Here is a 22,526-nt window from a genome sequence, read left to right as displayed (position 1 = left end):
TGGGTTCTGCGATATTTCGGGAGGAGATGGATCATCCAGCGTGGCTGGAAAATTCCTCCTCGGTTTCTCCAGAGGCCTGGGAAGCCTCGCTCTGGGCAGCCTTGGTATCGACTTCGGGCTCGACCGACATGCCCGAGCGCAGCAGCCCGCTCAAAGCCCCGTCGTCGATGACGATCTTGACGGGGATACGCTGGACGATCTTGGTGAAGTTGCCGGTGGCATTGTCCGGCGGCAGCAGCGAGAATTCCAGACCGCTTGCCGGCGAAACGCTGTCGACATGACCCTTGATGGCGATATCGGGAAAACTGTCGACCTTGATCTCGACCGATTGGCCGGGACGGACATAGGTCAGCTGCGTTTCCTTGAAATTGGCGACGACATAGACCGCATGCAGCGGCACGACAGCCATCAGTTGGGTGCCCGAGGTGACATATTGCCCGACGCGGATCGAGCGGGCGCCGACCGTGCCGTCGACGGCGGCGACGATATCCGTGTAGGAGAGGTTGAGTTCGGCCTGGTGCGCGGCCGCGGCCGCCCGGTCGCGCTGGGCTGCCGCCTGTTCGCGCTCAGTCCGGAGCACCGGCACCTTGTTCTCTGCCGCGACGAGCGCTGCCCGGTCGCGTTCGACGGCGGCAGCGGCCTGGTCGCGTGCCGACTGGGTCTGTTCGGCGCGCGACTGGGTGCCGGCGCCGTTGGTGATCAGGCGGGCGGAGCGGGCGGCATCGGAAACGGCAAAGTCCAGCGAGGCCTGCGAAGCGTCGACCGTGGCCTTGGCCTGTTGGATGACCGACTGTTGCAAAGCGATCTGGGCATCGATGTTGGTGATGGCGGCCTCGGCTGCCTTGACGTCGGCTCTCGCCTGCGAAAGCGCTGCCTGGAAATCGCGGTCGTCGATGCGGGCGAGAACCTGGCCTGATTTGACCACGTCGTTGTCGTTGACGAGAACCTGCTTGATATAGCCGGCAACTTTTGGCGCGACGGTGGTGTAGTCGGCCTTCACATAGGCGTCGTCGGTGGATTCGATGAAACGGCCAACCGTCCAGTAGCGATAGCCGAAATCGCCCGCGAACGCGGCGCCGGCAAGCAGTGCTGCGGCGATGACCGCACGCTTGAGCATCCGGCGGCCGGTCTTTTCAGGTGCTTGCGCGACCGGGGTTCCGGTCATGGGTGTTGCGGGTGCCTCGGCGGCGGGCGCCCTGGCGGCCTCCTCGGCCAGGATCCGCTCGGCCTCTCCAGCACTTTCGAAAAACTGCTTGCGGGGTAGCTCGACCATCGTCCTTTTCCTTCGTCTGTCGCCCTGCTTAGGCGAGGCCTGTTCGATGCGAAGGAAAATGCACCCTGCCATTCACTTTGATAATCTGCTTAAATCAGGAAGGATCATCAACTCTCAGCGGATAATCCGAGGGCAATATGGATCGGCTGACAAGCCTTGCAGTTTTTGGCCGCGTCGTGGAATGCGGCGGTTTTTCCGCGGCCGCGCGCCGGCTGAACATGTCCGTCACCATGGTCGGCAATCATGTGCAATCGCTGGAGGAGCGGCTCGGTGTACGGCTGCTCAACCGCACGACGCGCAAGGTCAGCCTCACGGAAACCGGCAAATATTATTATGAGCGGTCGTCGCAGATTCTCGCCGAACTCGATGAAGCGGACCGGACGGCGAGCGCGCTGAGCACGACGCCGCGCGGCACGCTGAAGGTCTATACCAGCGGCTCCATCGTGCGTTTCCTGCTGCCCGTCTTTAGCGAATATATGGAGCTCTATCCGTCGATCTCAGTCGATTTCAGCGTCGGCGAGCGGATGGTCGACATGATTGAGGATGGCTATGACCTAGTCATCCGCACCCTGCCGCCGGATTCGTCGCTCATCGCGCGCAAGCTGACGCCGTGGCGCCATATGCTGGTCTGCTCGCCCGCCTATGTCGACAGCCATCCGCTCCCGCTGAAGCCGGCCGAGATTGCCGATCACAATTGCCTGCAATACGCCTACTATCCTTATGGTGACGAATGGCGCTTCGAGGATGGCGACGGCCGGCAGGAAAGCGTCAAAGTCAGCGGCAATGTCGTCTCGAACAATGCCGAGATGCTGCGCTTCCTGACGATGAACGGACGAGGCCTCTTCCTGGCGCCGAGCTTCGTGGTGTTCGACGACATCGCCGAAGGGCGGCTGATAAGGATCATGCCGGATTACCGGCCGGTGGAATTCACCATCAACGCCGTCTACCCCAACCGCAGCCACCTGCCGACCAAGGTGCGGCTGTTCATCGACCTCTTGGCGGAGAGATTTGCGGAACATCGGAAGTGGATGACGTGAGGGGTAATTTCAACACAGCGGAGCTCGGCAGCAATGCCGATCGGACATCAAAATGCCTCGACTTCGCTGGACATCATTCGACGTTAAAAAACAACGAGGTGAATGTGTCGGTTGAGCACATAGACATTTGGAATGTTCGGCGAATGGTCATCGCCGCTTTTCTTGGAATCGCCTATGCCGCCTACGATCGCGCCTTGGATTTTTGGCCGCTTGGTTTTGGCAATGGGCTGCGAGGACTCTTTGATCTGTTGGGAGGTCTGCTGCTCGCTCTTTTGATCGTGGGCATACTGCTCGTTTGGTTTGTCAGCGCCATTGCTGCCCAATATGATCGTCGTTTCCGTGGGATGGCGAGTAGCTTCATCGCCATCATCATTGTTCCGGTTTGCTTTGGGACGATCGTCACCGTGCCACTATTCGATCCTTGGCTATGGTACGCCATTTTGAATAAATCGAGTTTCGAAGCCGCCGCAGCCACGAGTGGTTCTTCACAGAACAGTCCAAAGTTTGCCATCATCGATGCGCGCGACGTTTCGACGGGTATCGCCGGCGTGGGTCTCAATCATTTCGTCGCTCTCATTTACAGCGAAGGCGATCCATACAAACATGTTTATAACGACAGCGATGAAGAAAAACTGGGATCCAATTCGGTGCTGACGCACCTCTACGGCAATTTCTACAGGCGAGATGAGTACTGGTGACGCCCCATCGGTTTGAAGTTGTCATTGGTGGCTTTGCAGATGGCTCCAAGGGGAGCGACCGCGCCAGCTCTGCGCTTGCGCTCCGGGCGTTCGCAGTTGCAAATTCACTGGATCGATTGCGCCCGCTGCGCCGGACCCGCCCCGGCCCTGCGCTTGCGCTTCGGGCGTTCGCCACTGCAATCGATTCACTGGATCGATTGCTCCCGCTGCGCGGGATCGTGGCTCACTCCTCGCTCTCGGTTCTGCCGTGGGCCCAGTTCATGTAGAGCTCCAGCGCCTTGCGGGTGACCGGGCCTTCCTGGAGGTTGCGGTCGTCGAGGCGGGTGACGCCGACGACTTTGGAGTAGTTGCCGGTGGTGAAGATTTCGTCGGCGGCGAGGAAATCCTCGACGGACAGGGCTGCTTCGCCGACGTCGAAACCGGCCTTGCGAAGCAGGCCGATGACGCGGGCGCGGGTGATGCCGGCGAGGAAGGTGCGGTTGGCGGCCGGCGTCATCACCACGCCGTCACGCACCAGGAAGACGTTCGACGAGGCGGTTTCGACGACATTGCCGTTGAGGTCGCGCACCAGCGCATTGTCGAAACCGCGGCTGCGGGCCTCGGCGATCGTGCGGCCGCTGTTCGGATAGAGCGAGCCGGTCTTCGCCTCGGTCATTGCCGTTTCCGGCGACGGACGGCGATAGGGCGAGACGGTGAGGCTGGTGCCGGCATGACCGCCCATCGGCGCCTCGAACAGGCAGAGCGCGAAACGGGTCGATTCCGCATCGACGGAGACGATGCTGCCGGCCGAACCATGTTCGCCCCAATACATCGGCTTGATGTAGATCGCCGTCGCGCCGTCGAATCTGCCAACGCCTTCCCAGGCAAGCGCAGCAATCTCCTCGGCCGATTTTACCGGCTTCAGCCCCATGGCGAGCGCCGAGCGGTTGACGCGCTGGCAATGCAGGTCGAGATCCGGCGCGATGCCGTCGAACCAGCGGGCACCGTCGAAGACCGTGGAGCCGAGCCACATGGCATGCGAGGTCGGCCCGATCAGCGGCGGATTGCCGGGAAGCCATTCCCCGTCGACGTGAGTCCAGGTGGTGGAACGCGGTGATGTATCGACGGCCATTGCTGCTCTCCCTTCAGAATCCGGGAAAGCAAAAACCCCGGCGGCAAGCCGGGTCAAGGACAAATCCCGGCCGGAAATACGGAAGCAAGAAAATGCCGGAGCACAGCGTCCGGCCGCAATATTCGTGCGCGACACCTGCGGCCTGAGCGATGGGTGCATCAGCAAAAATGATCGAATCTTTGTTGGAATGGCGGGCTGGCGCATGCGATCATCAGGAGAAATCGCCGGACAGCAGCAAGGGAGAACGCCGATGAAAGCCATGTATTATGAAGCCTTCGAGCAGGCGCCCGAAATCCGCACCCTGCCCGATCCGACCCCGACTGAGGATGGCGTCGTCATCTCCGTCGGCGCCAGCGGCCTCTGCCGCAGCGACTGGCACGGCTGGATGGGACACGATCCCGATATCCGGCTGCCGCATGTGCCTGGACACGAGCTTGCCGGGCGGGTCGTCGCCACCGGCCGCGGCGTGATGCGCTTCAAGGTCGGCGACCGGGTCACCGTGCCCTTCGTTTCCGGCTGCGGCCATTGCAGCGAATGCCATTCCGGCAACCAGCAGGTCTGCCCGAACCAGTTTCAGCCGGGCTTCACCCATTGGGGCTCCTTCTCCGAATATGTGGCGATCGATTATGCCGACACCAATCTGGTGCACCTGCCGGATACGATCGACGATGCGACGGCGGCAAGTCTCGGCTGCCGCTTCGCCACTTCGTTTCGCGCCGTCGCCGACCATGCGCGCACCGGACCCGGCGAATGGATCGCCGTGCATGGCTGCGGCGGCGTCGGCCTGTCGGCGATCATGATCGCCACCGCGCTTGGCGCCAATGCGATCGGCATCGACATATCGGAGGAGAAACTCGCCTTCGCCAGAGAGTGCGGCGCGGTGGCGACGGTCAATGCCGCAAGCGTTGCCGACGTGGCCGAGGCGGTCCGCGAAATCACCAAAGGCGGCGCGCATGTCTCGATCGACGCGCTCGGCCATCCCGCCACCTGCTTCAACTCGATCAAGAATCTGCGCCGGCGCGGCCGGCATGTGCAGGTGGGGCTGATGCTCGGCGAATATGCGACGCCGCAAATCCCGATGGCGCAGGTGATCAGCAACGAACTGGAGATCTACGGCAGCCACGGCATGCAGGCCTGGCGCTACGACGCCATGCTGTCGATGCTGGCCGCCGGCAAGATCGCGCCGCAGAAGCTGATCGGAAGGCGCATCAGCCTGGAGGAAGCCGTGCCGGCGCTGATGGCGCTCGACAAGGCGGAGGGCACGGGGATCAGCGTGATCACGCAATTCTAGAACCGGGCGGGCCGGAGCAGCGAATCGCCGGCCAACGCTCCACAAGCGCATTTTTCTGGGTGCTGGGCGCGCGCCCTTCCGTCCTCTGCCTGCCGGTCATCTTTTCGCGCCGACCGAAGGAGGCCGTGGCCTGACGGACAGCGACAGCGGCAACGTCTCAGGCTGTGCGCCGTTCAGAACAGGTGCTTGTGACGCACAAAAAGCCGCGAGAGGCGATCGAGCACGACCCGCACACGCGGGACTTGAGCGAGTTCGGCCGGCGTCAGCATCCAGAGCTCCCGTTCGGGCATGGGCGCGGCGAAGGCGACGGGCTCGAGGCCGGAGACGGTTGCGGCCAGATAGAGCGGCAGCATGGCAAGGCCGAGACCGGATGCGGCGGCCTGCGCCTGCACCGCATTGCTGCCGGAGCGCAGGCTGACGGGGTGGTCGGGAAAATTGTTGTCAAGCCAGCGCGCCTCGGCGACGCCCTGGCTCTCGCCATCATAGGTGATCAGCGGCGGAAGATCACCCATCTCAAAGGCGTTCCGCGTCTCCTTCGAGCCGAAAAAACCGTAGCGGATGGTGGCGACGCGCCGGCCGGAGAGCTCGCTGTCGCCGGGATGGCCGAGGCGCAGCGCGATATCGGCCTCGCGCTGGGCAAGGCTTGCCACCTTGATGTCGGTGATGATCTCAAGTTCGACATGCGGCAGTCCATCGAGGATCTCGGCCAGGTTGGGCGCCAGCACGAGATCGGCAAGAGAGCGGATCGTCGTCAGTCGGACGCGGCCCCGCGGACCGTCTTCGGCATCGAGCCGGTCGCGAATTGCGGCAGCCGCAGCCTCCATCGCGCCCGTTTCGGCGAGAATGGCGCTGCCTTGGCGGCTCAGCGCGTAACCATCGGCCCGGCGCTCGAAAAGGTTGACGCCGAGGTTTTGCTCAAGAGCTGCGATGCGCCGCGCCACCGTGGCGTGATTGACCTTCAGGGCGCGTGCGGTGGCCGAAAGGCTGCGGTGCCTGGCCAGCGCTGCAAAAAAGCGCAGGTCCTCCCAATCCAATCCTGTGCGTTTTTGCTCAGCCACTGTGAATATATAGCGGATATTCGCTCAGGTCGATAGGCGCTATCTGATAGTGGCGAACCCGAACCCAAGAGAAACACATGGCTCCCCTCACTCTTCTTCAGCATGCCGGCGTAACGCCAAAACCGATCGACCTTGCAAAATCGGTGCTCGTCATCATCGACGCACAGAACGAATATCTCGACGGCAAGCTGCCGCTTCCCGGCATCGGGCCGGCAATTGTCGAAATAGGCCGGCTGCTCGACGCCGCGCGCGAAAACGGAGTGCCGGTCTTCCACGTCGTGCATCACGCACCGCCCACCGGCAGCCTCTTTGCCGCCGGCTCGCAGGCCGCCGAAATCATTCCGGCGCTTGCTCCCGTCGACGGCGAGAGGGTGATCGCAAAGACGCTTCCCAATGCTTTTGCCGGCACGACACTGGCAGCGGCGCTGACGGATCTTGCGGAAGGAAGCGGCCGTACCGATATCATCCTCGTCGGCTTCATGACGCATATGTGCGTGAGCGCCACGGCGCGAGCGGCGCTCGATCTCGGCATTCGGGCAATCGTCGTCGCATCCGCCGCCGCCACCCGCGCCCTGCCCGATCCGCTCGGCGGCGTCATCAGCGCCGATCTCGTGCATCGCACGGCGCTTGCCGAACTCGCCGACCGTTTCGCGACCGTCGTCCCGGATGCGGGGTCTGTTGTCAAAGACGGCGTAAAGGTCTAACGGCTGCACCGCCCAGAAAAAATGGGCAAGAAAAGGCGGGCATGAAAAGCCCGTAAGAAGAAGAAAGAGACATGATGTCCAACTCATTTGTGACAATGCCTGCCGGCAAAGAGGCAAAGCGCTTTTTCGTCCTCGGCGACCGGATCGAACGACAGGTCCGCATCCGCGGCACCTGGCTCAACATCTTCGACGTCACCGTGCCGCCCGGCAGCCGGACGCCGAAACATGCGCATGCGAGCCCGGAGGTGTTCCGCATCCTCGAGGGGGGCCTGACGATTTGGCGGCTGACCGACAACGGCCCCGAAGAGATCGAGGCCAGCGCCGGCGACATCGTCACCATCGCGCCCTTCATGGTGCACTGCTATGCCAACCGCGGAGATGTTCCGGCGGTGTTTTCGGCGATCGTCGATCGCGACATGGCCGAATTCATCGAAGCGGAAGGCACGAGCGAGCCGCTGAAGGCCCCCTCGCCCGAGACCATCGCCCGCATGACGGCTGCCGCCAATGCTTATGGGATCACCATCCTCGCCGCATGACGGCGCGAGCGCGCGATGCCGGAACGGTGAGAACGGTTTCGGCATCATGCGGAAACGCGTGGAATCCCTGATCAGACAGCGGCGCGGCCACCATTTTCAAAACTGTCACATCAACATCCTATGATGTTTTTTGCCCGGCGCCTCTTGCGTGGGAAGCGTTTCAACGCCAAAACGGCAACATGCCTGATAGCGAGCCATCCAGTACAAGCTCCGCCCGTTCCAGCCTGGATCTACCGGCCGAGGAAGCTGGCGACCATTGTAGCAGGCGCGATGACGCCCGCCTCGCCTGGGATATACGACGATGGAAAGACGATGGGCGATGCTGATATAGCGTCTATCCGAACGCGTCGCCGCCTCGCCTCATCATCTTGGCATTCAAACCTCAACGAATAGGGTCCCTGTGTTTCTGGAAATTGGAATTGTGGCGCTTCTCACCATCCTCAATGGTGTGCTCGCCATGTCGGAGCTCGCTGTCGTATCGTCTCGAACAGCCCGCCTGAAGGTTCTCTCCGACAATGGCAGCAAGGGTGCTGCCCAAGCCATCAAGCTTGCCGAAAACCCCGGTCGCTTTCTCTCCACGGTTCAGATCGGCATTACGCTGGTCGGTGTACTCTCCGGCGCTTTCTCGGGGGCGACGCTCGGGGGCCGGTTGACAGCATGGCTGGAGACGCAGGGCATGTCATCGGCGGTTGCCGACGCGGTCGGCGTCGGTTCCGTCGTCGTCGCCATCACCTATCTCTCTCTGATCGTCGGCGAACTTGTGCCAAAGCAGATCGCGTTGCGGGAACCCGAAGCCGTTGCGGCGAGGGTCGCGCCCGCCATGGCGGTGCTTTCCAAAATTGCGCTGCCGCTCGTCTGGCTGCTGAACGCCTCCGGGAACCTTGTGCTCAAGCTCTTGGGTCAATCCGGAAAAGGCGGCGACAACGTTTCCGATGAAGAGATCAAAACCGTGCTCGCCGAGGCGCAGTCGGCCGGCGTGATCGAAAGCGAAGAGTCGGCGATGATTTCAGGCGTCATGCGGCTGGCCGACCGCACCGCCCGGGCGCTGATGACGCCGCGGCGCGACGTCGAAATTATCGATATCGATGACAGCCTTGATGAAATCCGGGCGCAGTTGCACCGGACGAAACGATCGCGGCTGCCCGTTCGCAAGGGCAGTTCGGACGAGGTGATCGGCATCCTGCCGGTCAAGGATTTTTACGACGCGATGTCCGAACATGGCAGTGCCGATATCAAGGCTCTGACGCAGGACATCCCTGTCGTTTCGGACCTTGCAACCGCGATCAACGTGATCGAAGCCATCCGCAAATCGCCGGTGCACATGGTGCTGGTTTTTGACGAGTACGGCCATTTCGAGGGCATTGTTTCGTCAGGCGACATTCTGGAAGCGATCATGGGCGCCCTGCAGGAGGGACCGGTCGACGAGCAGGCCATTGCGCGGCGCGACGACGGCTCCTACCTCGTGTCCGGCTGGACGCCGATCGACGAATTCGCCGAATTCCTGAACCTCAAGCTCGACGACGACCTCGAATATCAGACGGTGGCCGGCCTGGTGCTGGAAGAGCTGAAACATCTGCCGGAACTGGGTGAGAGCTTCACCAGAGACGGATGGCGCTTCGAAGTCATCGATCTCGACGGCAGGCGCGTGGACAAAATACTTGTCTCTGCGGAGTGAAAGCTCTTTGAGATCATCGAGCCTGATGAAGCAACATCGACGGCATCCGCCACAGGAAAGTGTGGCCTGACATCAGGAGGTACCGCCATGGCATGGTCCGCCCAGCAATATGTGAAATTCGAGGACGAGCGCACACGACCGGCACGCGATCTTCTGGCCCAGGTGCCGCTGCAGAGCCTGCGCCGCGCCGTCGACCTCGGCTGCGGGCCGGGCAATTCGACCGAACTCATCATCGAGCGTTTTGGCGCCGAAGGCGTCTCCGGCCTCGACAGCGACGTCAACATGCTGGAGGCGGCCCGCAAGCGGCTTCCCGGCACCGCCTTCGTCGAGGCCGATCTCGGCAGCTGGCAACCGACCGAGCCGGCCGATCTGCTCTTTGCCAATGCAGTCTTCCAATGGCTGCCCGATCATCTGGACATCTTCGACCGGCTGATGGACGGGCTTTCCCCAGGCGGCGTGCTCGCCGTGCAGATGCCCGACAATCTCGGCGAAGCCTCGCATCTGGCAATGGAGGAGAGCGCCCATGCGGGTCCGTGGAAGGCCGCCTTCGAGGAGAAGAGCGTGCGCCGCCAGCCGCTGGCGCCGCCGTCAGCCTATTATTCCAGGCTGATCGGCAAGGCCGCGCGCATCGATATCTGGCATACCATCTACAACCACCCGATGGCGGATGCGGCTGATATCGTCGAATGGGTGAAGGGCACCGGCCTGATGCCCTATCTCGCCCATGCCGGCGAGGCATATCGCGAGGCGTTTCTGGCGGATTATCTGGAACGGATCGAAAAGGCCTATCCGAAGATGTCGGACGGCCGGGTGATGCTGCGGTTTCCGAGGATTTTCATGGTGGCGGTGAAAAAATAACGGTGTGCTCCGTCATGGTCGGTTTGTGCCAATGGCTGCCCCTCACCCTAACCCTTGCCGGGGTCGAGCCGCTGGTCTCGACCCGTCCTGTGGACCCCCGTTTTGACGGGGAGAGGGGACGTGCCAAACGCAGCGTGGAGAGGGCGAGCGGGTGCGACATGCCCCCTTCGCCCGGCAAGCGGGGATCCGAAGGACGGGGCGAGACCGGTGGCTCGACCCCGGTCGGTGCCGGCAGGCGGATGAGGGGCGGGCCCCGCAAACTGTCAAATGCCTGTTACCCCCACCCTCATATGTTGCGGCGAAACCGGCGCGCATTATAGTCGGCCGAACAATCTCAGGGAGATGACACCTATGGACGCTGCCCCTACCCCGCCGGTCACCCTCGTCATCTTCGGCGCCACCGGCGATCTCACGCGCCGGCTGCTGGTGCCGGCGATCATCAACCTGACGCGCCAGCGCCTCGTCGGCGAGGATCTCAATATTCTCGGCATCGGCATCGAGCCGGGCGACGACGAGTTCCTGCGCGGCCGGCTCGACGCCTTTCTCAGCCATCTCAATGGCGACAAGCAGACGGTCAAGGACGAAGCGTGGGAGAGCCTGCGCCGGCGCATAAGCTACACCTCGGGTGATTTCACCAAGGACGATATTTTCCTCGAGATCGGCAGGCGGCTGGGGCCGGATGCCAATGCTGCTTTCTATCTCGCCGTGCCGCCATCCTTCTTCGGCTCGATCGTCGAAAAGCTCGCCGCCCATGGCCTGACCGACGAGAAGGACGGCACCTTTCGCCGTGTCGCCATCGAGAAGCCGTTCGGTACCGATCTCGCCTCGGCCAAGGCGCTGAATGCGCAGATCCTTGCTCAGATCGACGAAAGCCAGACGTACCGGCTCGACCATTTTCTCGGCAAGGAGACGGTGCAGAACCTGATGACGGCGCGTTTTGCCAACATGATCATCGAGTCGCTGTGGAACAGCCGCTATATCGACCATGTGCAGATCACCGCCGCCGAGATCGTCGATGTCGGCAGCCGCGGCAAATTCTACGATGCCACAGGCGCGCTGCGCGACATGGTGCCGAACCATCTCTTCCAGCTGCTGGCGATGATCGCCATGGAGCCGCCGAACAGCTTCGATGCCGAAGCGATCCGCAACGAGAAGAGCAAGGTGCTGAAGGCGCTGCGCATCTATACGCCCGACGAGTCAAAAACCCACGGCGTGCGTGGCGCCTATACGGCCGGGCCGCTCAACGGCGTCGAGCTCCCGGCCTATCGCGATACCAAGGATGTCTCCCCCGACAGCCGGACAGAGACCTATGTGGCGCTGAAGCTCTATGCCGATACCTGGCGCTGGGCGGGCGTGCCTTTCTATTTGAGGACCGGCAAGGCGCTGACGGCGCGCGACACCGAGATCGTCATCACTTTCCAGCCGGTACCCTTCGCGCAGTTCCGCGAGACCGAGGTCAGTCGCCGCCTGCCGCCGAACCGGCTGGTGATCCAGGTGCAGCCCGATGAGGGCATGAGCATGGAAATCTCGATTAAATCGCCGGGGCTTTCGGTCGATACCACCCCGGTTTCCCTCGACTTCCGTTATGCCGACAAATTCGATATCGGCAAAACCACAGGCTATGAATCGCTCCTCTACGATCTCTTCATCGGCGACCAGACACTGTTCCAGCGCGCCGACGGCATCGAGGCCGGCTGGGCGGCGGTACAGCCCTTCCTCGACATCTGGGCGAAGGACCCGAGCACCCCGGAACCTTACGCGCCGGGAAGCATGGGACCGGCCTGCGCCGATCGCCTGATCGAGCGCGACGGGCGGCAATGGCACGAACTTGGCGTCCTGCTGCATCACAACGGCAAGGACGCTAAATAGAACGCTTCTGTATTATCGATCGCGGCAGGCCGCGCTGGTGGAGGCGCCGCTGTTGCCGCCTTCGGTCGCCAGCGCGCCGCGGGCCTTTCGCGGCGGGCAGCGCGCCCAATCGACGCGGCCGCTCGGGGCGCCGTTGTCGACGCTGCCGGTTTCGATCGAATCGAGCGGGATGACCAGCCCGCTTTGCGTCTCGACGCCCGGTGCAGTGCCGAGCGGCGGCGTTCCGTCGATCCGGCCGCTGGCATCCATGCCCATATTCGACTGGGCGAGGACCGGGGCGGAGAGGCTGAGGAGAGCGATCGACGTTGCTGCAATAAACCTGCGCATGATGCTGTTCCCTCTGGTTTCAACGATGCGATAATAACAGCAATTCGATCTTCCTTGTTCCGCTTGACCGGGCGCGGACGATCAAAGTTTGGCGAGGAGAATATCGGTCTCGCGGAAATGTACTCTCGGGATCAATCGCGCCAGCGTGACAGCAGCTTTTCCAGCCCTGTCGGATAGAGATCGATGCCGGCATCTCGCACTATGTCGCGGCCGAACCAGCGCGCCGTCGCCGCCGTCTCGTCGAGTTCGGAATAGCGGATTTCATCACGCGCATAGAGCGATGCGTCGGCGAGTTCGACATCGGCGGCGAAGATATATTCGTGGCCGGTCGCGCCATGGTGTTCGAAGATATTTTCGAGCAGATGCCAGGGGCCGACGATGCGGATCGCCGTTTCGAGCTCCTCCCGGAATTCGCGCTGCAGGGCCTGTTCGCGCGTCTCGCCGAATTCGATCGAGCCGCCGAGCGGCCGAATGCCCTTGATATGGCCGCCATCATCCTCCACTTCCGCGGCGAGCAGCCGATCCTGCCTCCAGGCAAGGCCGATCACCTTCACCCTGATCTGCTGCGGCGGGCGCCAGACAGTCACGCTGCTCTCCTCCTTTTCGACGGAAATCCTTAACTGGCCGCAAGAGGCTGCATGGCAAGGGCGGCCGGAAGCCACCACGCGGCAAGGCCGCGAAGGCTTCTGGCCGTCGTCTCTCAGACGAACTGGCTGAGGCCGGGGACGGAAGCGACGACTTCGTCGACGACCTCTTCGCCGGCATATTGCTTGGCGATGGCGATGGTTTCCTTGGCGAGCGAGGTGATCTCGCCCATGCCGAGGCCCTCGCCCATCAGCTGCTGGCCGAGGCCCATGATGCCGCCGCCGCCGAGCGAGCTCATCAGGCCGCCGAGCAGACCACCGCCGCCGGCACCGGCGCCGTTGAACTGGGCGACGAGATCGGCGCCGCCGGGAATCGCTTCGATCATCCGCGCGACCGGGCCATCGGCCGCCTCGCGCTGCAGGAAGCCGAGCATCATGCCGAGCGCCTTTTCGGCCAGATCCGGCGCAATACCCACGCGATCGGCGACCTGGGTTACGATTTCATTCATGTCAGCCTCCTGTTATTTTGACGTTAACGTCAACGTTAATCGAGATTCGAGCGCAACTCAAGAGGCGCTTTCAAACGCGGTTTTGCTTTGCATGCAAACAGTTGTCCGCATCCTTCCGCCTGCTTATAACAGGGAAACGATGGTTCGATGAAGGGCGGCGCAAGCCCAAGCCATCTCAACAAATGGCGGCGGCGCCGAAGGGAGAGTTGCGGATGATCGAGGATGGCAAGATTTTCATCGGCGCGAGCCGCAACCCCGACGACAGCATCAACAAGCCGGAATATCTCGACCTGAAATTCGGCAACCGCCACGGCCTCGTCACCGGCGCCACCGGCACCGGCAAGACGGTGACGCTGCAGGTGCTGGCCGAGGGCTTCTCGCGGGCCGGCGTGCCGGTTTTTGCCGCCGATATCAAGGGCGATCTTTCCGGCATCGCCGCCAAGGGTGAGCCCAAGGACTTCCTCACCAAGCGCGCCGAGCAGATCGGCTTTACCGACTATGAATTTGACCAGTTTCCGGTGATTTTCTGGGATCTGTTCGGCGAGAAGGGCCACAGGGTGCGCACCACCGTCGCCGAAATGGGGCCGCTGCTGCTTGCGCGGCTGATGGATGCCTCCGAACCGCAGGAAGGCGTCATCAACATCGCCTTCAAGATCGCCGACCAGGCCGGACTGCCGCTTCTCGACCTCAAGGATTTCACCTCGCTGCTCAACTATATGGGCGAAAACGCCACTGCGCTTTCCACCCAGTACGGGCTGATCTCCAAGGCCTCGGTCGGCTCGATCCAGCGGGCGCTGCTCGTTCTCGAACAGCAGGGTGCGGAACATTTCTTCGGCGAGCCGGCGCTGAAGATCTCCGACATCATGCGCACCAGCAATAACGGCTACGGCCAGATCTCGGTGCTGGCCGCCGACAAGCTGATGATGAACCCGCGGCTCTACGCCACCTTCCTGCTCTGGCTGCTGTCGGAACTGTTCGAGGAACTGCCGGAGGTCGGCGATCCCGACAAGCCGAAGCTGGTCTTCTTCTTCGACGAAGCCCATCTGCTCTTCAACGACGCGCCGAAGGTGCTGGTCGAGCGCGTCGAGCAGGTGGTGCGGCTGATCCGTTCCAAGGGCGTCGGCGTCTATTTCGTCACGCAGAACCCGCTCGACGTGCCGGAAACGGTGCTCGCCCAGCTCGGCAACCGCGCCCAGCATGCGCTTCGCGCCTATTCGCCGCGCGAGCAGAAGGCGGTGAAGACGGCGGCCGAAACCTTCCGCCCCAACCCGGCCTTCGATTGCGCCACCGTCATCACCAATCTCGGCACCGGCGAGGCGCTGGTCTCGACGCTGGAAGCCAAGGGCGCGCCGTCGATCGTCGAGCGCACCCTGATCCGCCCGCCCTCGGGCCGCGTCGGCCCGCTGAGCGACGGCGAGCGCCAGCAGGTGATGGACAAGAGCCCGGTCCTCGGCCTCTATGACGACGACATCGACCGCGAATCCGCCTTCGAGATCTTGGCGGCGCGCGCCAAGAAGGCGGCAGATGCCGAGGCCGCCAAGCGGGCGCAGGAAGAAGCGGCCGAACAGCAGCCGGGCAGCACATCCGGCTGGAGCCTGCCGGGCTTCGGTGACAGCAATGACGACAATCAGGGCCGCGGCCAATCCCGCGGCAGATCGTCCGGCTACCAGCGCGAAACGGTGGTGGAAGCGGCGATGAAGAGCGTGGCGCGCACGGTGGCGACCCAGGTCGGCCGGGCGCTGGTGCGCGGGATCCTGGGGAGCTTGAAGCGGTAGCTTCGCTCTCTTCCTCCTCGCTGAGAAGAGAGCGAGACAAGGCCGACGCTCGATGCCTGGCTGAAGGAGAAGAAAAATGAGCACTGAATGGAAGACGCTACGCGCCGAACTTCCTGAAGATGTTCGCGCCCGGCTCGACATGAAGCGGCAAGAGCGCCGTCTTGGCAAGGCCTTGGCGGAAGTACGCAAAGCGATGGATGCCACGCAGCAAGAGGTTGCCGCGCGCGCCGCTATGACACAAAATACCGTGTCGAAAATCGAAAGCGCTGACGATGTCCTGCTATCGTAAATCGTGCGGTACATGCATTCTCTGGGCGGCGGCGTCGAGCTTGCCTTGAAAAACCCGACGGAAAAGCCAGGCGCGTTGATTTTGATCCTGAGATTTACGTCAAGCAGACCGTGTAGCCGCAGAGCACCCGAATAACCACAGCGAGGTAGGATCGGACTGCCGGCGGGCCGAGGATCTTGAACCTGACATCTTCATTCCCTAAATTCGCAAGCCATCGATCATTTCAACAGGATGTGTGCCGCAATGGATTTCAACCCGATCGCAACGCCAGTTCGCCTTGCCAACGGGGATATTCAGATCCATGCCTGCATCCATCACCCTCTCCCAGATTTCGTGGTCCGCGCCTGACGGGCGGCCGCTTTTTTCCGATCTTGACCTGAGCTTCGGGCCGGAGCGCACCGGTCTCGTCGGCCGCAACGGCGTCGGCAAGACGACGCTGCTGAAGCTTGTCTCCGGTGAGCTCCGGCCGCATGCCGGGACGATCTCGGTCAGCGGCAGCCTCGGCATTCTGCGCCAGAGCGTGCAGGTCGCGCCGGAGGAGACCATCGCCGATCTCTTCGGTGTCACCGCTGCACTTGCCGTTCTCCACCGTGCCGAGGCCGGCAGGGCAACCGCCGACGAGCTTGCTGCGGCCGACTGGATGCTGCCGGCGCGGATCGCCGCAGCACTCGGCCGCACCGGCCTCGACGCGGAGCCGCAGACGCCGCTTGCCGCGCTCTCCGGCGGGCAGCGCACGCGGGCCGGGCTGGCCGCGCTGGTTTTTGCCGAGCCGGATTTCCTGCTGCTCGACGAACCCACCAACAATCTCGATCGCGATGGCCGCGAAGCGGTAATCGCGCTGATGTCAGGGTGGCGGGCCGGCGCGGTCATCGTCAGCCATGACCGGGAACTGCTCGAAAGCGTCGATCAGATCGTCGAACTGACGTCGCTCGGTGCCACCCGCTATGGCGGCAACTGGAGCCATTATCGCGAGCGCAAGGCGCTGGAGCTTGCCGCAGCCCAGCATGACCTCGCCGATGCCGAAAAGCGCATGGCCGAGGTGGCGCGCAAGACGCAGGCGACGGTGGAGCGTCAGGCGCGCCGGGACAGCGCCGGGCGGAAGACGGCGGCCAAGGGCGGCATCCCGCGCATCCTGCTCGGCGGCATGAAGGAGCGGAGTGAGACGACCGGCGGCGACAATGCCCGGCTGGCCGAACGGCGGCGCAGCCAAGCGCTGGAGGAGGCAAAAGCGGCGCGCGAAAAGATCGAGATCCTCCAGCCCCTGTCGGTCAACCTACCATCGACCGGGCTTTCGGCCAGCAAGATCGTGCTGAGGATGGAGGCCGTAACAGCGGGTTATCGGCCGGGAGACGCCGTGATCCGCGATCTTTCCTTCGCCGTGACGGGGCCGGAACGGATCGCCCTCACCGGCCGCAACGGTTCGGGCAAGACGACGCTACTGGCGCTCGTCACCGGCGCGTTGAAACCCTGGGCCGGCACGGTCGCCGTGATGACCGGCTTTGCAATGCTCGACCAGAAGGTCAGCCTTCTCGATCCGTCGGTCTCGATCCGCGACAATTTTCGCCGGATCAATCCGCTTTCCGATGAAAACACCTGCCGCGCCGCGCTGGCCCGCTTCATGTTCCGGGCCGACGCGGCTCTGCAGACCGTCTCGACACTGAGCGGCGGGCAATTGCTGCGCGCCGGCCTTGCCTGCACGCTCGGCTCCACGCCGCCGCCGCTGCTGATCCTCGACGAGCCGACCAACCATCTCGACATCGACTCGATATCAGCGGTCGAGGCCGGTCTCAGCGCCTATGACGGGGCGTTGCTGGTCGTCAGCCATGACGAGAGGTTTCTTGAAAACATCGGAATAGAGCGGCGGTTGGAGCTGACTGGCGGGGCGGCAGTGGGTTAGAGAGACAGCCACTTGCCCCCCTATCAGGCGCGCGGCATTCTCCAACCTCCCTCATCCTGAGGTGCGCAGGCCGAAGGCCGAAGCCTCGAAGGGCACGCTCCAACGCTGCTCCTTGCAGCCATCGGCGTCAGCGCACCCGCCTCGCCCTTCGAGCACCTCAGGATGAGGGAGCGCGGAGCATCTAGCCACCGGAAATCCTGGTGACAGGGGTTTTTCTTGCCTCCTACCGCGGGCAATGGTATTTCACTCCTGCAACCCTTTCGAGAAAGGAGGATCACGCTATGCAAACTTACTTCCGGCATCATCGCCAGCGTGGTCCCGTCAACGCCCTGCAAATGCGTTTGCAGGGCTGACCAGAGACCTTTTCTCGACATCTCTTCCTGGTCTGCCCTTCGTGGCCAATGCGGCGCCGTCTCCAAGCTGCGCGCGCATTTCTGTAACGTCCCGGGCCTGAAAGGCGCAATTCCGTGATGGCTGATGCCCCGGATGCCCCGCTCCCGGTCAAGACCAGAGAACGATCATGACACTCATCACTATCCGCAACCTCGGCGTGACGCTGGGCAACCCGTTGTTTTCCAAGTTTAACCTCGTCGTCAATGCCGGCGACCGCATCGGCCTCGTCGCCGCCAACGGGCGCGGGAAGTCCACCCTGCTTGCCTGCATCACCGGCGCGCTCGAGCCGAGCGAGGGCGAAATCACCAAGGCGCGCGGGTTGACCATCGGCCATGTCGCCCAGAATGTGCCGGCCGCTCTTTTCGACACGGCGTTTTACAATGCGGTGCTGCAGGCTCTGCCGGCCGACCAGGCCGAAAGCGAGAGCTGGCGCGTCGACGTCGTGCTGGAATCGCTCGAGGTGCCGGAGGCCATGCGCCGACGGCCGCTGCAGCAGTTGAGCGGCGGCTGGCAGCGGCTTGCCATGCTGGCCCGTGCCTGGGTGAGCGAACCCGACGTGCTTCTGCTCGACGAGCCGACCAACCATCTCGACCTCGAAAAGATCGCGCAGCTGGAGGGCTGGCTGAATGCGCTGCCGCGCGACGTGCCGGTCATTTTATCCAGCCACGACCGCGCCTTCCTCGATGCGACGACCAACCGGACGCTGTTCCTGCGACCGGAGCACTCGCCGGTCTTTGCGCTCCCCTATTCCAGGGCGCGCGCCGCCCTCGACGAGGCCGATGCCGCCGAAGCGCGGCGATACGAGCGCGATATGAAGACGGCGGAGCAGCTGCGCAAGCAGGCGGCCAAGCTCAACAATATCGGCATCAATTCCGGCAGCGACCTGCTCGTCGTCAAGACGAAGCAGCTGAAACAGCGGGCGGAGAAGCTGGAGGATGCTGCAAAACCGGCGCATCTGGAGCGCTCGGCCGGCGCCATCCGGCTTGCCAACCGCGGCACGCATGCCAAGGTGCTGGTGACGCTGGAGGATGCGGCGGTGACGACCCCGGATGGAACGCTGCTGTTCAGGACCGGCCGACAATTCATCTGCCAGGATGACCGGATCGTGCTCCTCGGCCTCAACGGCGCCGGCAAGTCGCGGCTGGTCTCGATGCTGAGACTGGCGATCGAAAGGCCGGAGGCGGCGCCGGGCGGGATCAAGGCGACGCCGTCGCTGATTCTCGGCTATGGCGACCAGGCGCTCGCCGATCTTGCCGACGGCGACACGCCGCTCGGCACGATCATCCGCCGTTTCGATGTCGGCGACCAAAGGGCGCGCGCCCTGCTGGCCGGCGCCGGCATGACGATCGACATGCAAGCCAGACCGATCGGCCAGCTTTCCGGCGGCCAGAAGGCGCGGCTCGGCATGGTGGTGCTGCGGCTGACGGAGCCGAATTTCTATCTGCTCGACGAGCCGACCAATCATCTCGACATCGAGGGACAGGAAGCGCTCGAAAGCGAGCTGATGGCGCACGAGGCGAGCTGCCTGCTGGTCTCGCACGACCGCAGTTTCGTGCGGGCGGTGGGCAATCGCTTCTGGCTGATCGAGAAGAAGCGTCTGGTGGAAGTGGAGAGCCCGGAAGGGTTTTTTGCTTCGGTGGCGGGGTGACGGATATTTGAGCTGCGCCTTGCAGGCCAAAAGTGAGAGGCGCAGCCCCTCACCCTAGCCCTTTACCCTAGCCCTCTCCCCGTTCTGACGGGGAGAGGGGACGTGCCATAAGAGAAGTGGCGTGGAACGAAGAGCCTGCGGCATATCCCTTCTCCCCGTCAGAACGGGGAGAGGTGGCGGCAGCCGGATGAGGGGTCTGCCGCCCGGCACAACGCCTATCGCTTCGGCGCCACCAGGCAGAAGAAGGCGCCCTGGGGGTCGGTGGCCTGGATGATCCAGCTGCCGCCGGGGACTTCCATCGGGCCGTTGACGACCTTGCCGCCGCCCGAGGTGACGCGGTCGATCGCGGCATCGAGGGTGGGCACGATGAAATAATAGCACCAGAAGGGCATCGGCATGTTGTCCGGCTTGGTCATCATGCCGCCGGTCTGCCGGCCGCCATGGGCAAAGATGTAGTAAGTGCCCATCGGACCCATGTCCATTTCGCTGTCCTTCGTCCAGCCGAACAGCTTGGAATAGAAGGCGAGCGCGTCCTTGCCGTTGCCGGAATAGAGCTCGCGCCAGCCGATATTGCCCGGCGCGTCGAAGGCGAGTTCAGGCCAGGTCTGTTCCATCGGCGCCGGCGTCATGATGCAGATGACGGCGCCGTCCGGATCGGCGACGACGGCGAAGCGGCCGACGGTCGGGATGTCTTCCGGCGGACGCCGCACAGCACCGCCATTGGCGGCGAAATCCTTTGCCGACCGGTCGACATCGTCGACGCTGACATAACCCGTCCAGTTCGGCGGAATGCCCTGGCCTTCGAGTTCGGCCGGGAACTCCATCAGACCGCCAACGCCGATGCCATTGGCCTCGAAGACCGTATAGGTCGGCATGCCCTCCACCTTCATCTCGGAGGTGGTCCAGCCAACGACGGAGCTGTAGAATTTCGCGGCAGCCGCCGTGTCTGGTGTCATCAATTCGCACCAGATGAACTTTCCATGCGTATCAGACATCATACTCTCCCTTTGTCGGCCCGTTTCGAGTGCGCCGTGATGGTCAGATCTTGCGAATGTAATGCGCTTCCATGAACTGCTTCCACGAGCCGTCGGCCTGTCTGGCGCTGGAGGTGAAGGTGCGGTGATCCGGGTTGATGAAGGTGATCCGCTCGCGGTAATCGGCATGGCCCTCACCATTGAAGTCAGGTCCCGTCGTATAGAGGTCGAGCACGTTGCCGGAGGCATCGACCTCGCCTTCATAGACCCACATGAAGTCCATCATCGAGCCGATCCAGCTGCCGACATACTTGCCCTTTTCGGCATTGTAGCCGAGCGTCAGGATCGTGGTGGCCTGCTTGCCGTCGGGCATGCGGCCGTGCCCTTCGGCGACGAACCAGATGCCGTGCAGCGAGCGGACGGTCTCCGTCCAGTCGTCACCGCCGCCCATCTCGGGTGCGGTGACGCTCCAGTCGCCGATCAGTCGTTCCAGGAAGGAATGTTCCTTCAGCACTTCAGCCGTCTTCATCATCCTCTTCTCCCTTGAGTGATGCTGGGATGCTTTTGCGGCATTGCGGGGAACATGACGTCGTCGAAACCGCTCAGCGGCATCATATCCCCCTCAATGACAGCAGGATGGCGCCTCGGCCTCCTCATATTCGTCGTGGCGGCGCACGAAATTCATCGTGCCCTCCTCGTTGCGGCCCTTCGGCGCGCGGTCGAGGATCATCAAGGTGCCGATCAGTTCCTCCGGCCCGCGGGCATAGCTCGAATAGGTGTGGAAGACCTCGCCCTTGTCGTTGCGGTAGAAGGCGCTAAGGCCCGGCAATTCGTCATTGGCCTCGGCCGGCTCTATCGGTGTGAAATTGTAAAAGACCTTGTCTTTGGCAAGGTCCTCCGGGCTGAAAGAAACGTGATAATCGAAATTGAAATCGCCGCCGAAGGAGGAGACCCAGGGAAATTTCCAACCCATCCGCCTCTTATAGGCGGCGATCTTGTCGAGCGGCGCGCGTGAGACGGCGACCCAGGTGACGTCGTGATGGTTGAGATGCGGCAGGGCGCCGTCGACATGATCCGAAAGGAAGGAGCAGCCGGGGCAGCCGGCCTCCCAGTCCGGGCCGAGCATGAAATGATAGATCAAAAGCTGGCTGCGGCCATCGAAGAGATCGGCGAGCGATTTCTTTCCCTCGGGCGTATCGAAGGTATAATCCTTATCGACCTTCACCCAGGGCAGCGCCAGACGCTCGGCATTGATGCTGTCACGCAGCTTCGTCGCCTCCTTTTCCTTCAAGAGCAGGGCACGGCGGGCTTCGAGCCATTGCTCGCGGGAAACAACTTCGTTCTGCATCGGATGCGCCCTCCTCCGGCGCTGCCGGCGAGCCGGCCCATTCTCCTTCTCCTTGACTAAAAAGATTGATATCAATATAAAATGATCATGTCAAATTCGGTTGAAATTCCTTTCTCTACAACGCTGCTGGTGCGCGACACCTGCCTCTGCCTGCATGCGCAGCGCGCGGCGCGGGCGCTCGCTCGCCTGTTCGACGACGCATTGCGGCCCGCGGGACTGACCAACGGCCAGTTTTCGCTGATGATGTCGCTGAACCGGCCGGAGCCGCCGCCGATGGGGCCGGTCGCAACCCTGCTCGCCATGGACCAGACGACCCTGACGGCGGCCTTAAAACCGCTGCAGCGCAAGGGCTGGGTGAGCGTGATGGAAAATCCGAAGGACAGGCGCGGCCGGCTGCTTGCGCTGACCGGCGAAGGCAAGGCAGTGCTGGCAAGAGCGCTGCCGATCTGGAAAGAGACGCATGCGGCGCTCGACCAGAAGCTCCCTGATGGAAGTTCCGCGCGGCTGCGGCAGGATCTGCAGACGGTGTCGGGGATGACAGATGAGACGCCGACGCCGGCCGGGTCGCGCCGGCCACCTCAGGGCGCACGGGCAATCGGCGAATAGAGCGAGCGGAACGTCACTCCGCCACTGTTCGAATATGCCTGCAGCTGTTCGGTCTGCGCCAACGGC

At 63.0% G+C, this 22,526-nt stretch carries 22 protein-coding genes; 13 read left to right on the top strand and 9 right to left on the bottom strand.

Annotated elements, in window-relative coordinates; translation table 11 throughout:
- Positions 1 to 31: 31 nt before the first annotated feature.
- Positions 32 to 1,273, bottom strand: coding sequence for an HlyD family secretion protein (locus AMC88_RS06315; RefSeq protein ID WP_012483127.1), 1,242 nt, complete (start codon positions 1,271 to 1,273; stop codon positions 32 to 34).
- A gap of 137 nt (positions 1,274 to 1,410) precedes the next feature.
- Here AMC88_RS06315 and AMC88_RS06310 point away from each other — a divergent pair, with 137 nt between their 5' ends.
- Positions 1,411 to 2,310 (top strand): LysR family transcriptional regulator, encoded by a 900-nt coding sequence (locus AMC88_RS06310; RefSeq protein ID WP_064824988.1) that lies wholly within the window; start codon positions 1,411 to 1,413, stop codon positions 2,308 to 2,310.
- Positions 2,298 to 3,008, top strand: coding sequence for a hypothetical protein (locus AMC88_RS06305; RefSeq protein WP_225880749.1), 711 nt, complete (start codon positions 2,298 to 2,300; stop codon positions 3,006 to 3,008). Before AMC88_RS06310 ends, AMC88_RS06305 begins: the two co-directional genes overlap by 13 nt.
- Positions 3,009 to 3,231: 223 nt before the next feature.
- On the opposite strand, the gene AMC88_RS06300 is transcribed toward AMC88_RS06305, so the two are convergent.
- Positions 3,232 to 4,119, bottom strand: coding sequence for a branched-chain amino acid aminotransferase (locus AMC88_RS06300; RefSeq protein ID WP_064829917.1), 888 nt, complete (start codon positions 4,117 to 4,119; stop codon positions 3,232 to 3,234).
- Between the two features lie 250 nt (positions 4,120 to 4,369).
- Between AMC88_RS06300 and AMC88_RS06295 the strand changes: the two genes are divergently transcribed.
- Positions 4,370 to 5,410 carry a zinc-dependent alcohol dehydrogenase family protein gene (locus AMC88_RS06295; RefSeq protein ID WP_012483123.1) on the top strand — a complete coding sequence of 347 codons (1,041 nt, stop codon included), beginning with the start codon at positions 4,370 to 4,372 and terminating at the stop codon, positions 5,408 to 5,410.
- Between the two features lie 173 nt (positions 5,411 to 5,583).
- On the opposite strand, the gene AMC88_RS06290 is transcribed toward AMC88_RS06295, so the two are convergent.
- Entirely contained in the window at positions 5,584 to 6,444 is an 861-nt protein-coding gene (locus AMC88_RS06290; RefSeq protein ID WP_185171444.1) for a LysR family transcriptional regulator, read from the bottom strand.
- Positions 6,445 to 6,545: 101 nt separating this feature from the next.
- Here AMC88_RS06290 and AMC88_RS06285 point away from each other — a divergent pair, with 101 nt between their 5' ends.
- The 5 genes from AMC88_RS06285 (at position 6,546) to zwf (ending at position 12,110) form a co-directional block, all read left to right on the top strand.
- A complete protein-coding gene (locus AMC88_RS06285) occupies positions 6,546 to 7,172 on the top strand; it encodes a cysteine hydrolase family protein (protein WP_064824987.1) in 627 nt (208 codons plus the stop codon).
- Positions 7,173 to 7,243: 71 nt separating this feature from the next.
- The gene (locus tag AMC88_RS06280) at positions 7,244 to 7,708 is read left to right on the top strand and encodes a cupin domain-containing protein (protein ID WP_016734417.1); all 465 of its coding nucleotides are present in this window, start codon (positions 7,244 to 7,246) and stop codon (positions 7,706 to 7,708) included.
- Positions 7,709 to 8,108: 400 nt separating this feature from the next.
- Positions 8,109 to 9,383 carry a hemolysin family protein gene (locus tag AMC88_RS06275; RefSeq protein ID WP_012483118.1) on the top strand — a complete coding sequence of 425 codons (1,275 nt, stop codon included), beginning with the start codon at positions 8,109 to 8,111 and terminating at the stop codon, positions 9,381 to 9,383.
- A gap of 87 nt (positions 9,384 to 9,470) precedes the next feature.
- On the top strand, positions 9,471 to 10,241 hold the full coding sequence (gene tam / locus AMC88_RS06270; protein WP_012483117.1) for a trans-aconitate 2-methyltransferase: 771 nt from the start codon (positions 9,471 to 9,473) through the stop codon (positions 10,239 to 10,241).
- Positions 10,242 to 10,592: 351 nt separating this feature from the next.
- Positions 10,593 to 12,110, top strand: coding sequence for a glucose-6-phosphate dehydrogenase (gene zwf, locus AMC88_RS06265; RefSeq protein WP_064824986.1), 1,518 nt, complete (start codon positions 10,593 to 10,595; stop codon positions 12,108 to 12,110).
- A 12-nt stretch (positions 12,111 to 12,122) separates the two neighbouring features.
- Here the strand turns inward: zwf and AMC88_RS06260 are convergent, their stop codons facing one another.
- The 3 genes from AMC88_RS06260 to AMC88_RS06250 all read right to left on the bottom strand — a co-directional run bounded on the left by AMC88_RS06260 (position 12,123) and on the right by AMC88_RS06250 (position 13,530).
- Positions 12,123 to 12,437, bottom strand: a complete 315-nt coding sequence (locus tag AMC88_RS06260; protein ID WP_010023895.1) for a hypothetical protein — start codon at positions 12,435 to 12,437, stop codon at positions 12,123 to 12,125.
- Between the two features lie 131 nt (positions 12,438 to 12,568).
- The gene (locus AMC88_RS06255; protein ID WP_010023896.1) at positions 12,569 to 13,024 is read right to left on the bottom strand and encodes an NUDIX hydrolase; all 456 of its coding nucleotides are present in this window, start codon (positions 13,022 to 13,024) and stop codon (positions 12,569 to 12,571) included.
- Positions 13,025 to 13,137: 113 nt separating this feature from the next.
- Positions 13,138 to 13,530, bottom strand: a complete 393-nt coding sequence (locus AMC88_RS06250; RefSeq protein ID WP_064821627.1) for a hypothetical protein — start codon at positions 13,528 to 13,530, stop codon at positions 13,138 to 13,140.
- Between the two features lie 212 nt (positions 13,531 to 13,742).
- Between AMC88_RS06250 and AMC88_RS06245 the strand changes: the two genes are divergently transcribed.
- The 4 genes from AMC88_RS06245 to AMC88_RS06230 all read left to right on the top strand — a co-directional run bounded on the left by AMC88_RS06245 (position 13,743) and on the right by AMC88_RS06230 (position 19,532).
- The gene (locus tag AMC88_RS06245) at positions 13,743 to 15,305 is read left to right on the top strand and encodes a helicase HerA-like C-terminal domain-containing protein (RefSeq protein ID WP_064821626.1); all 1,563 of its coding nucleotides are present in this window, start codon (positions 13,743 to 13,745) and stop codon (positions 15,303 to 15,305) included.
- A gap of 76 nt (positions 15,306 to 15,381) precedes the next feature.
- Positions 15,382 to 15,594: a helix-turn-helix domain-containing protein gene (locus AMC88_RS34000; protein WP_010020135.1), complete on the top strand. Its 213-nt coding sequence runs from the start codon at positions 15,382 to 15,384 to the stop codon at positions 15,592 to 15,594.
- Positions 15,595 to 15,895: 301 nt separating this feature from the next.
- A complete protein-coding gene (locus tag AMC88_RS06235) occupies positions 15,896 to 17,491 on the top strand; it encodes an ABC-F family ATP-binding cassette domain-containing protein (RefSeq protein ID WP_064824985.1) in 1,596 nt (531 codons plus the stop codon).
- Positions 17,492 to 18,011: 520 nt separating this feature from the next.
- Positions 18,012 to 19,532, top strand: coding sequence for an ABC-F family ATP-binding cassette domain-containing protein (locus tag AMC88_RS06230; protein ID WP_016734423.1), 1,521 nt, complete (start codon positions 18,012 to 18,014; stop codon positions 19,530 to 19,532).
- A 215-nt stretch (positions 19,533 to 19,747) separates the two neighbouring features.
- On the opposite strand, the gene AMC88_RS06225 is transcribed toward AMC88_RS06230, so the two are convergent.
- From AMC88_RS06225 to AMC88_RS06215, 3 genes are all read right to left on the bottom strand, one after another.
- Entirely contained in the window at positions 19,748 to 20,527 is a 780-nt protein-coding gene (locus AMC88_RS06225; protein ID WP_016734424.1) for a VOC family protein, read from the bottom strand.
- Between the two features lie 43 nt (positions 20,528 to 20,570).
- A complete protein-coding gene (locus AMC88_RS06220; RefSeq protein ID WP_016734425.1) occupies positions 20,571 to 21,038 on the bottom strand; it encodes a DUF1579 domain-containing protein in 468 nt (155 codons plus the stop codon).
- A 90-nt stretch (positions 21,039 to 21,128) separates the two neighbouring features.
- Complete coding sequence (locus tag AMC88_RS06215; RefSeq protein WP_010017118.1) at positions 21,129 to 21,854, bottom strand: DUF899 domain-containing protein; 726 nt, start codon at positions 21,852 to 21,854, stop codon at positions 21,129 to 21,131.
- Between the two features lie 87 nt (positions 21,855 to 21,941).
- Here AMC88_RS06215 and AMC88_RS06210 point away from each other — a divergent pair, with 87 nt between their 5' ends.
- Complete coding sequence (locus AMC88_RS06210) at positions 21,942 to 22,460, top strand: MarR family winged helix-turn-helix transcriptional regulator (protein WP_064825821.1); 519 nt, start codon at positions 21,942 to 21,944, stop codon at positions 22,458 to 22,460.
- Positions 22,461 to 22,526 lie beyond the last annotated feature (66 nt).

Source organism: Rhizobium phaseoli (assembly GCF_001664385.1).
Lineage (GTDB): Bacteria > Pseudomonadota > Alphaproteobacteria > Rhizobiales > Rhizobiaceae > Rhizobium > Rhizobium phaseoli.
The sequence above is the reverse complement of the archived record's forward strand: the minus strand, read 5'-3'. Positions and strand labels throughout refer to the sequence as shown.